The organism is Aquimarina sp. AU474, from assembly GCF_900312815.1.
Lineage (GTDB): Bacteria > Bacteroidota > Bacteroidia > Flavobacteriales > Flavobacteriaceae > Aquimarina.
Map to the genome: position 1 here is coordinate 1,274,583 of NZ_OMPE01000009.1, position 12,198 is coordinate 1,286,780.

General features: G+C 33.8%; 8 protein-coding genes. All 8 read left to right on the forward strand.

What is annotated here, in order from left to right; translation table 11 throughout:
- Positions 1–19: 19 nt before the first annotated feature.
- Genes DK508_RS19105 through DK508_RS19140 form a run of 8 tightly spaced genes read left to right on the forward strand, consistent with a single transcriptional unit; the run spans position 20 to position 12,172 of the window.
- Positions 20–2,287: a GH92 family glycosyl hydrolase gene (locus DK508_RS19105; RefSeq protein WP_109302384.1), complete on the forward strand. Its 2,268-nt coding sequence runs from the start codon at positions 20–22 to the stop codon at positions 2,285–2,287.
- Positions 2,287–3,294 carry an isoaspartyl peptidase/L-asparaginase family protein gene (locus tag DK508_RS19110; RefSeq protein ID WP_235016437.1) on the forward strand — a complete coding sequence of 336 codons (1,008 nt, stop codon included), beginning with the start codon at positions 2,287–2,289 and terminating at the stop codon, positions 3,292–3,294. The genes DK508_RS19105 and DK508_RS19110 overlap by 1 nt, the downstream gene beginning before the upstream one ends.
- A 33-nt stretch (positions 3,295–3,327) precedes the next feature.
- Positions 3,328–5,700, forward strand: coding sequence for a PSD1 and planctomycete cytochrome C domain-containing protein (locus DK508_RS19115; RefSeq protein WP_109302386.1), 2,373 nt, complete (start codon positions 3,328–3,330; stop codon positions 5,698–5,700).
- Positions 5,701–5,705: 5 nt separating this feature from the next.
- A complete protein-coding gene (locus DK508_RS19120; RefSeq protein ID WP_109302387.1) occupies positions 5,706–7,178 on the forward strand; it encodes a DUF1501 domain-containing protein in 1,473 nt (490 codons plus the stop codon).
- A gap of 14 nt (positions 7,179–7,192) precedes the next feature.
- Positions 7,193–8,236 (forward strand): 6-bladed beta-propeller, encoded by a 1,044-nt coding sequence (locus DK508_RS19125; protein WP_109302388.1) that lies wholly within the window; start codon positions 7,193–7,195, stop codon positions 8,234–8,236.
- Positions 8,233–9,060, forward strand: coding sequence for a chitobiase/beta-hexosaminidase C-terminal domain-containing protein (locus DK508_RS19130; RefSeq protein WP_109302389.1), 828 nt, complete (start codon positions 8,233–8,235; stop codon positions 9,058–9,060). Before DK508_RS19125 ends, DK508_RS19130 begins: the two co-directional genes overlap by 4 nt.
- A 3-nt stretch (positions 9,061–9,063) precedes the next feature.
- Complete coding sequence (locus DK508_RS19135) at positions 9,064–11,175, forward strand: FN3 associated domain-containing protein (protein ID WP_109302390.1); 2,112 nt, start codon at positions 9,064–9,066, stop codon at positions 11,173–11,175.
- Positions 11,176–11,185: 10 nt separating this feature from the next.
- On the forward strand, positions 11,186–12,172 hold the full coding sequence (locus DK508_RS19140) for a type I phosphomannose isomerase catalytic subunit (protein WP_109302391.1): 987 nt from the start codon (positions 11,186–11,188) through the stop codon (positions 12,170–12,172).
- Positions 12,173–12,198 lie beyond the last annotated feature (26 nt).

Below are 12,198 nucleotides of genomic sequence, written 5' to 3' on the forward strand. Positions count from 1 at the left end.
GTGGTTGGATACTATAAAAATGAAACGCACAAATTACTTATATATAATTTTTTCTATAGTTTTACTTTGGTCCTGTATAAAAGAACCTAAAGAACAACTAAGTACTACAGATATAGATGGGGCGTTATTTACTTCTTATGTAAACCCATTTATAGGTACTGATGGTCCTGGCAATACCTATCCTGGGGCAACATTGCCGTTCGGAATGGTGCAATTAAGTCCAGATATCGGAATTCCTGGTTGGGATCGTATTGCAGGGTATTATTATAAGGATTCTATAATTAGTGGTTTTTCGCACACACATCTTACGGGAACAGGAGCAGGAGATTTATATGATATTTTGGTAATGCCTACGAATAGTAAGTTTTCAGAAAAAATAAAAGAAAACAACTATAAGCCGTTTTCTAAATATAGTCATGATAAAGAAGAGGCGTCTCCTGGATACTATACCGTTGATTTATTAGATTATGGTATTAAGGTAGAGCTTACTGCTACCAATAGAGTAGGAATACATAGGTATACGTTTCCTAAAGATTCGGCTACCGCTATACATATTGATTTGGGATATGCCATTAATTGGGATAAACCAACAGATACTTTTATAGAAAAAGTTAATGATTCTACCTTACAAGGATATCGCAAGTCGACAGGTTGGGCAAAAGACCAAAGGATTTATTTTGTAATGCAATTTTCTAAACCTTTTCAAAGCTATTCAGTGTATAAGGATAACAAAGTAGATACATTACCAGTGAAAGGTGAAAACACAAAAATTATAATTAATTATAAAACCTCTGATCAGGAACAAATTATTGTAAAAACAGGACTTTCGACCGCAAATCTAGATGGAGCCCTTACCTCAATAATTCAGGAGACTAATGATTTTAATTTTGACTTTTATAAAGAAAAAGCTCAAGAAAGATGGGAAAAAGAATTACAAAAAATTAAAATAATAACCCCAGATCAAAATAAAAGAAACGTATTCTATACAATGATGTACCAGTCAATGTTGGCTCCAACATTATTAAGTGATCTTAACGGAAACTATAAAGGTGCAAATGATACTATTGCTCAGGCAATTGGATTTGATAGGTATGATACATTTTCTTTATGGGATACATTTAGAGCTGCACATCCATTATATACGATCATACAACCCGAACGAGTTCCGGATATGATACAATCCTTATTAGCTCATTATAAAGAAACAAAAATATTACCTGTATGGTCTATGCAAGGAAATGAAACCAATATGATGATTGGGTATCATGCAGTGCCGGTTATTGTAGACGCGTATTTTAAGGGTTTCGAATTTGATGCCAAGCTGGCTTATAAGGCTTGTAAAGAAAGTGCAATGGTAAATGATAGGCAAATTGATGTGTATAAGAATTTAGGATACATCCCAGTAGATGAACATCATGAAAACTGGTCGGTTTCAAAAACTTTAGAATACGCCTATGATGATTGGTGTATAGCCATGTTTGCAAAAGATTTGGGGGAAGGTGAAGATTATATATATTTTATGAAACGGGCCGAAAACTGGAAAAACCTGTATAACGATAGGAGATCATGGATACAACCAAAAGATACTGAAGGAGATTTCATAGAACCTTTTATCCCTAAAGAATATACTCCATATTTCTGCGAAAGTAACGCATGGCAATATTATTGGTTCGTTCCTCAGGATATTGAAGGGTTAATTGAAAAAACAGGCGGTAAAGAACGATTTGCTCAAAAACTAGATTCAATGTTCTCTTATTATCCAGAAGCTAAAGATAAGTTACCAATATTTAGTACCGGAATGATGGGTCAGTATGCACATGGTAATGAACCAAGCCATCATGTAACATTCTTATACAATTATGTTAATCAGCCGTCAAAAACACAAGAATTAACTCAGAAAATTTTAGACGAACAATATAAAAATGAACCTAAAGGACATTGCGGTAATGAGGATTGCGGACAAATGTCATCTTGGTATATTTTTAGTTCGTTGGGATTATACCCTGTAAATCCTGCTCAAGGAGTATACTTTTTATCCTCGCCAATTTTTGAAAGTGCTTCTATACAACTGCCTGGAAACAAAGTTTTCACCATTAAGACTAAAAATCTTTCGAGAGAAAACAAATATATAGCCAATATTATACTTAATGGCCAACCGTTGCAGCAGTTATTTATAACACATAAAACAATTATGGATGGAGGGATGTTAGAATTTGAGATGACCAATACACCAAATGATTCGATATTTAGAGATATGCGATTGCCCGAACTAAATAAAATATATTAATGATGATAAGAAATCATATATATCACTATTCGATTTTGATTCTAGTAGCAACCTTTTTAAGTTGTAATACCAAAGAAAAGATAAAAGAAGAACAAAGTGAAGAAAAGAAAGAAATTAAGAAGGTGATAAAACCTGTTGTAATTTCTACTTGGAATCATGGAGTCCCTGCAAACGAAGAAGCTTGGAAAATATTAAGTGCAGGGGGTAAAGCATTGGATGCAGTAGAGCAAGGCGTACGAACTGCCGAATCTAACCCCAATGTACAAACTGTTGGACTAGGTGGCTTTCCTGACCGAGAAGGTAATGTAACTCTTGATGCATGTATTATGGATCAAAATAGTAATTGTGGATCGGTATCATTTCTTCAACATATAAAACATCCTATTTCTGTAGCTCGAAAAGTGATGGAAGAAACTCCACACATTATGCTTACTGGAGAAGGGGCTTTACAGTTTGCCTTAGAACAAGGATTTAAAAAAGAAGAATTACTTACTCCAGCTTCCAAAAAAGCGTATGACGAATGGTTACAGAAATCAAATTACAAACCCATTATTAATGTAGAGAACCATGATACGATAAGTATGTTAGCTCTTGATGAGGATGGCAATTTATCGGGTGCTTGTACAACAAGTGGTGCTGCCTGGAAAATGCACGGAAGAGTAGGAGATTCTCCAATAATTGGGGCAGGATTATTTCTTGATAATGAAGTAGGGGCTGCAGCTGCCACTGGACTTGGTGAGGCAATTATTAGAACAGCAGGGAGCGCTATGGTTGTTGAATTGATGCGTCAAGGAAAATCCCCTTATGAGGCATGTAAAGAAGTGGTTGAACGAATTTATAAAGTGCACAAAAGTCATGCTGATTTAGAGTATTTGCAAGTTGGATTTATTGCACTAAACAAAGATGGTGAGTATGGTTCTTATTGCTTGAGACCAGGGTTTAATTTTGCCGTAAAAAATGCAGTTACTAATAATGAATTAGTAAATGCTGATTTTAAGATAAACTAGAAATTTGATTGTATAACCAAAAGAAATCAACACATGAAAAAGAGGCAAGCCATAGTGTACTTTTTGATTTTTTTTATTGCCGCCATTTTTATAAAATGGATGATCTCTAGTCCAAATGAGAAGTATATAGTACTAGCAAAAAATGGAGATATAACCGTAAATACAGATCAGGCTGGACCTGAAGATGGATTAGAACAATCGATACCTAAGAAAATAAGTTATAGTTTTCATGTAAAACCTATTCTTTCGGATAAATGCTATACCTGTCATGGACCTGATGAAGAAACTAGAGAAAGCGGTCTTCGGTTTGATACAAAAGATGGTGCATATGTTGCATTAGGAGAAAACAAAAATCGTTATGCAGCTATTCCCGGAGATCTCGAAAATAGTGAAATGATAAAAAGGATTTATACGCAAGATCCGCATAAACGAATGCCTCCAGAAAATTCAAATTTAACACTTAGTACATACGAAAAAGAAGTATTAAAAAAATGGATCGAGGAAGGAGCAAAATGGGATTCACATTGGGCATTTAAAGTTCCTAAAAAACCGGTGGTGCCAGAGGTTTTAAATAAGAAATGGGTAAATAACGAAATTGATAATTTCATTCTAAGTCGATTGGAAAATGAAAAACTTCAGCCATCTTCAATAGCAAGTAAAGAAAAACTTATAAGACGCGTTTCTTTCGACTTAATTGGGTTGCCCCCAACAATAGCCGAAATCGATAATTTTATCAAAGACAATTCTCCAGATGCTTTTGTCAAAGTAGTGGATAGATTACTAAGTAGTAAAGCATATGGAGAGCGTATGGCATTAGATTGGATGGATGTATCAAGATACGCCGACACTCATGGGTATCAAGATGATTTGGAACGCACAATGTGGCCCTGGCGAGATTGGGTAATACATGCGTTTAATCAAAATTTACCTTATGACGAATTTGTAAAATGGCAACTGGCCGGTGATCAAATTGATAATGCAAATTTAGAACAAATAGTAGCGTCAGGGTTTAATAGAAATCATAAGATTACTCAAGAAGGTGGTGTGATAGATGAAGAATACCGTGTAGAATATGTTATGGATAGAACTGGTACAACCGCAAAAGCTTTCATGGGACTCACTATGGAGTGTGCCCGTTGTCATGATCATAAATACGATCCAATATCGCAAAAAGAATTCTATGGGATGTATAGTTTTTTCAATCAGTTGAATGAGAAAGGAAGAATGGATTATGGTGAGATACCAGAGCCTTATATTACATTAAATAAAGATGTAATTGATTCTCAACTATCATTTATCAATATGCCGGATTCTATTGCTGAAGTAAAGTTAATGGTGATGAAAGATGAGAAAGGAATTCGTAAAAATCAATTATTAAATCGAGGCCTTTATGATGCTCCGGGAGAAGAAGTATCCTATACATTGCCCAAAAAAGTATTACCATTTTCTGATCAATATACAGAAGATAGGCTGGGATTAACGAAGTGGTTTTTTGATGATAATAATCCATTAACTTCAAGAGTAATCGTTAATCGTTTATGGCAGCAAATGTTTGGTACCGGGATTGTTGCTACAGCAGATGATTTTGGTAATCAAGGAGCATTACCTACTCATCCCGAATTATTAGATTGGTTATCTATTTCTTTTAAAGAAGAAGGATGGGATATAAAACGTTTGCTTAAAAAAATAGCATTATCTGCAACATATCAACAAAATTCTAAAATAACACCAGAGTTACTAGAAAAAGATCCAGAAAACCAATTGTTAGCAAGAGGAGTAAGGAGTAAATTACCGGCCGAAGCAATTCGAGATAATGCGCTTGCTGCAAGTGGTTTATTAGTTCAAAAAATAGGAGGGCCAAGTGTGAAACCATATCAGCCACCTGGATTATGGGCAGAAACTACATCGGGGGTAGGTCTTACAGAATATGTTGCTGATAAAGGAGAAGGACTATATCGAAGAAGTCTTTATACCTTCTGGAAGCGTACAGTTCCGCCGCCATCAATGCTTACATTTGATGCCGCTTCAAGAGATTTTTGTACTGTGCAAAGGCAAAAAACAAGTACACCGCTTCAGGCATTAGTGCTCATGAATGATCCTCAGTTTGTAGAAGCAGCAAGAGTAATGGCCATCCAGGTATTACAAAATGACGCTTCTAATGAAAAGCAAAAAATCGCAACTCTATTTAGGAAAATTACATCTAGAAACCCAGATGACATAGAGGTTAATAAATTACTAGAATATCTTGATGAACAAAGACAAGAGTTTAGTGAAAATGAAGTTACCGGTATCGCAGCGATAGATTCTGTAGAAGTTCTAGGAAATATTTCACCAAAAGAACTTAAAGCATATACGGCTTTGGCAAGTCTACTATTCAATTTAGACGAAACTATTACTAAAAGTTAAAGATTATGAGTGAGTTATTTAAACATTTCAACAATAATAATCGAAGACATTTTTTAAAGAAAGTTGGATTAGGGATAGGAGGGTTAGCTTTAGGATCTCTTGTTGATCCAACACAAATGTTTAACTTTTCTAATACAGCAAAAGATTTAAACTTAGGCGCTAGTCCTTTACAGATGCCACATTTTGCACCAAAGGCAAAAAAAATAATTTACCTTTTTCAAAGTGGAGGACCTTCGCAATTAGATTTGTTTGATTACAAGCCAAAATTAACAGATATGAGAGGTCAGGATTTACCAGAATCGGTAAGAAAAGGTCAAAGATTAACTGGCATGACTTCTGGACAATCTAGTTTTCCTTTGGCAGATAGTAATTTTACATTTAAGCAATATGGAGAATCTAGAGCTTGGGTAAGTAGTCTTATGCCTTATGTTTCTAAGGTAGTTGATGAACTGTGCTTTATTAAATCAATGCAAACGGATGCTATAAATCATGACCCAGCTATTACATTTTTTCAAACGGGTTCTCAACAATCAGGTAGACCTAGTATGGGTTCATGGATGAGTTATGGTTTAGGTAGTTTAAATAATAATTTACCAGCTTTTTCGGTGTTACTAAGCCGAGGTACAGGTAGACCAAATGCGCAGCCATTATATTCAAAACTTTGGGGTAATGGTTTTTTAAGTTCTCTACATCAGGGAGTGCAATTTCGTTCTGGCAAAGATCCAGTTTTGTATTTAAAAGATCCAGATGGAATGTCTAGATTAGATCGAAGAAAAATGTTGGATTATCTAAGTGAATTAAACCATAAGCAAGAAACAGAATTTGGAGATCCAGAAATCAATAGTAGAATTGCGCAATATGAAATGGCCTATAGGATGCAAACTTCAGTACCCGAAACTATGAATATTGACGATGAGCCAGATCATATTTTTAGAATGTATGGCCCTGATTCACAAATACCAGGAACTTATGCTGCAAATTGTATATTGGCTAGAAGGTTGATAGAGAAAGATGTGCGGTTTGTTCAATTATATCATATGGGTTGGGATCAGCACGATAATCTTCCCACGCAAATAGAGAAACAAGCCAAAGATGTAGACCAGGCGTCTGCAGCACTAATTTTGGATTTAAAACAACGTGGCTTACTAGAAGAAACCTTAGTTATTTGGGGTGGCGAGTTTGGTAGAACAAACTATAGTCAAGGAACGTTGACAGATACAAATTATGGAAGGGATCATCATCCCAGAAGTTTTACAATTTTTATGGCCGGCGGTGGTGTAAAACCTGGATTTAATTATGGGGAGACTGATGAGTTAGGATATAACGTAGTAAAGGATCCTGTACATATTCATGATTTTCAGGCTACCCTTATGCACCTTATGGGTATTGATCATACTAAGTTTACGTTTAAGCACCAAGGAAGAAGGTTTAGATTAACAGATGTGCATGGTCATGTCATTAAAGATCTTATTGCATAATAAAAGGAATCATGATGAATAGAAGAAATTTTCTCCATAAGTCAGCATGTATTTCGGCCGGAATACTCACATTACCTATGTATTCTGGAGCGTATGCTTTTGATACTCGTAAAGATTTGATTATAGGTCATAATTCTCATCGATATAAGGTGGATATGAATTGGGGAAATTTGCACTCAAACAAAGTTCCTGTAAAGGATTGTCATGAAATTATTCAGGATTCTAAAGGGAGGATAGTACTATTAACCAATCACGTAAAAAATAATATTATTATTTATGATAAATCAGGAAAATTACTCGACACATGGGGTACCACATACCCAGGAGCCCATGGTTTAACACTATCTGTCGAAAATGGAGAGGAGTTTTTATTCATAACAGATTATGATCGTCATCAAGTTATTAAAACCACAATTGATGGTAGAGAAGTGATGACCCTGGATTGCCCAGCAGATACGGGAAAATATAAAAATAAAGAAGAGTTTAAACCTACAGAAACCACTGTTTTAGAAAATGGCGATTTTTATGTAGCAGATGGCTATGGGAATCAATTTATATTACACTATAATCATAAAGGAGAATTATTAAACATATTTGGAGGAAGAGGAACAGGAGAGAGCCAATTTTTGAATGCTCATGGTATCTGTTTTGATCAAAGAGACAAAGAAAACCCTGTTTTGTTAATCACTGCTAGAGAGCAAAATACTTTAAAAAGATTCTCCTTAGAAGGTGATTTTTTATCTTCTATGGAAGTTCCGGGAGCTTTGATATGTAGACCTGTAATTCATGGTAATGAGATTTATTTTGCAGTTTTAAAATCTAAAGAAGCTACACATGATGATTCTGGTTTTTTGCTGATTATGAATGAAAAGAATGAGGTAATTTCATGTCCTGGGGCAACAAAACCTATATATAAAGACAGTCAATTAACAGAGTTATATCAAACAATAAAATTATTTCAGCACCCTCATGATGTGTGTGTGGATGAAGACGATAACATATATGTAGCTCAATGGAATTCTGGTCAAACATACCCTATAAAATTAACTAGGATATGAAAGCTTTAATAATCTTATGGTTTGCCGTTTTTTTTTATTCGTGTACTACAAATAAAAAAGGAAGTATAGTAACCAAGTCATTTTTGCAAACAAAAGAAGTGCAATTAGCTAATCCGAAGATTGAAGTAGATCATATGATTATAGATACTTCTTCACGAGTAGTTGCCTCATTGGGATTGGATAATGTAGAGATATACTATACAATTGATGGAAATGAACCTACCAGGAAATCAAAAAAATATGAAGAAACTATTATAGTTTCGAAACCAGGAAAATATACCTTTAAAGCGTTTCATTCAGGTTTTATTCCTAGTGAAACAGAAACAGTAAGCTTTTATAAAAAAGGAATAAACGTTGATCATTTTTCTGTCATTTCTTCATTAGATAAAAAATATCCAGGTCAAGGTGAAAATACACTAATAAATCATCAAAAAGGGAGTTTGAATTTTAAAGATGGTCAATGGATAGGAGTCACAGAGCCTATAGTAGCCGTAATTGATTTTAAAGATATGATATTTTTAGAATCATTAGACATAGGATATTTGGTAAACACCAGTGCGTGGATTTTTCCGATAGAAGAGGTTTTTATTAGTTTTTCAGAAGACGGAGTTAATTTTAAATCTATCGAGACTAATCAAATTCTTAAAGAACTAACTAAAGACACTACCAAGCTAGGGAATATGCATATTTCTATTCAAAAAGAAATAAGGAAAATGCGAATTGAAATAACAAATACTAAATCAATTCCCGAATGGCACCAAGGTAAGAGTAATCCCGGGTGGCTTTTTATGGACGAATGGATTTTTAACACCAAAAATAATTAAGATATGAACTTAGTACTATCTACCATATTTTATTTGTTTTTGGTGCCAGCATCTTTTATAGAATCTGTAAATGAAATTCCAGAATTTTTATTATTTCTAGGTCGTTTTCACCCTTTGATATTACACCTTCCTATTGGAGGGATATTATTAGTATTTTACTTTGATGTGCTGGGGCGTATTCGTAAAAAATATCCAGATTCTTTAATTAAAAATGGATTAGGATTTAGCAGTGTTTTTGCAATACTTGCATGTGTTTTGGGATATTTTTTATCCTTGGAAGGAGGATATGCAGAGAAGATCACCGATATTCATATGTGGACAGGTATTGGCACAGCGATTTTAATTACATTATTATTCCTACTTAAAAAATCTTCAAAAGAGAAACTTAAGAAACTATTCTTTCCTCTGTTTGTACTTACCATAATTTTAATTAGTATAACTGGGCATTATGGTAGCATATTAACTCATGGGGATAATTTTATAACACAATATTCGCCTTTAAATGAAGAAAAGGAAAAGCCGAAAATTATTGATAGTCTTCAATATTTTTCTGATGTGATATATCCTATTCTTGAAGCCAAATGTGTTCAATGTCATAATGCAACTAAACAAAAAGGAGAGTTGTCTTTTGTTTCCGAAACAATGATTTTGAAAGGAGGAAAGGAAGGAGAAGTATTACTTCCTGGAAGTGCTATAGGAAGCAATATGATAAAGAGAGTTGTACTGCCTTTGGGAGATGAAAAACATATGCCTCCAGCAGGGAAAAATCAAATAACTTCTAATGAGCTATGGTTATTAAAACATTGGATAAACAATGGAGCAAATTTTAAGGATAAAGCACTTGCATACCAACAAAATGACACGTTATCAAATCTACTAGATAATTACCTAGAAAAAGACTTAGAAGTATTATCCGAAGCTTCAATAACTGCAATAAATAAAGTTATGGAAGCAGGTTTTTCGGTACATAGAATTGTAACCGGACAACCGCATTTAAGTGTTAAATTCATCAAAGATTCTATCTCTCGTGAAGCAATGTCCACTCTAAAAGGTATATCAAAGCAATTGGTGCGGTTGGATGTCAATAACACAGATTTGACAGACGATATGACTAAAAGTATTAATACACTTAAAAGATTGGAAGAATTGCGTTTAGATAATACTAAAATTTCGAATAAAACATTGAATTATTTGATTGATTTAAAAGATATCAAGATTCTTAATCTGCATCATACCTTGGTTGATAATAAAGGGGTTGCCATGATAGTGAATAAAATTTCTCCTGCGAATATTTATGTATGGAATACGAAAGTAGATAAAGGATATGCAAAAGAGTTAATGCAAAATAGTCAAACACTAATTCATCATGGTATTTTTGAAGGATTCGCAGAAATTAAACCTTTAAAACCTCCAAAACTTTTTACTGAGCAAACTATTTTTGCAGATAGTTTAATGATTGCTTTTAATGAACCTTTACGAAAAGCAAAACTATATTATACAATTGATGGTACAGAGCCAGATAGTACATCACTGCGTTATACTCAACCTTTCAAAATAACGAATTCGATTAATTTAAAAGCAAAAATGTATCAAGCCGAATGGTTGCCGAGTCCCACAATGCAGGAAGAATTCTTTAAAATAAAATACAAAATTAAAGATTATACCATATTACATCAACCATCTACAAAGTATCCTGGTGGACATAAAGTTTTTGACTTCATTGAAGGAAGTATTTCTTTTTCTGATGGAAAATGGGCAGGATTTGAAGGGGATAATTTAATAACAATGATTAATTTTGAAGAACCCCTAGCCATAGAAAGTATATCTGTTAGTTCTTTACAAGATGCTGGATCATGGATTTTATTTCCCAAACGAATAGAAATGTATACAAGAAATGAAAATACTTCTTTTCGAAAAATAGGGACAATTAATTATGATGCAACTAATGAAGAAGAATCTAAAGAAATAAGAAGAAAACGTTTTAAATTAGAATTTCCTAAGACAAATGCCAAGTATATTAAAATAGTAGTACACAACATAGGAAAACTCCCAAAATGGCATCAGGGAGCTGGTGAAAAAGGATGGCTTTTTGTTGATGAAATATTAATACAATAAACTATAACCAATGATTGCACAAAAAATTTCATATCCGCTCAAATTTGATCCTATTTTAAAAGAAAAAGTATGGGGCGGTAATAAGTTGATTACTCGTTTTAATAAAAAATCTTCAAAAGAAAATATAGGAGAAAGCTGGGAAATATCAGATGTTGATGGTGATGAATCCGTTATTTCTAATGGTGTATTAACAGGCCAAACATTGCCAGAAGTTTTAGAAATATACAAGGAGCAATTAGTTGGAAATCATGTGTATGAACATTTCAAAAACAAGTTTCCACTATTGATAAAATTCATTGATGCAAAAAAACCTTTAAGTATTCAAGTACATCCTAATGATCAATTGGCGCAAGAAAGACACAATTCTTTTGGCAAAACTGAAATGTGGTACATCATGGATGCCGAAGAAGATGGTAATTTAATAGTTGGGTTTAAAAAGGATTCGAATATATCAGAATATCTAGAACATCTAGAAAACAAAACCTTAATGCAAATTCTTAATGAAGATAAAGTTGCCTTTGGAGATGTGTATTTCATCCCTACCGGAAGAGTACATGCTATAGGAGCTGGTGTTATGTTGGCCGAAATTCAACAAACAAGCGATATCACATATAGGATTTATGATTGGGATAGACCAGATAAAGAGGGGAATTTTAGAGAGTTACATACCGATTTAGCCTTAGATGCAATCGATTATACGGCGCAACAAACGTATAAGTCAGAATATGTTACTGCAGATAACAAACCGACAGAATTAGTAAGCTGTGAGTATTTCACCACCAATGAACTAATCGTAAATAACACATATGTAGCAAAAAATGATAAGGATTCATTTGTAATATATATGTGTGTTAGTGGATCATGTAGTATTCAGTATAATAATGGTTTAGAAGAAAATTTAGAAAAAGGTCAAACCGTTTTGATTCCAGCAGTTTTGAAGAACTATTCAATTCATACGAGAAATGAGGCCAAGTTACTTGAGGTTTATATTAAGTAAAGGTTTGTCAAAAGTAATTAGGTAAG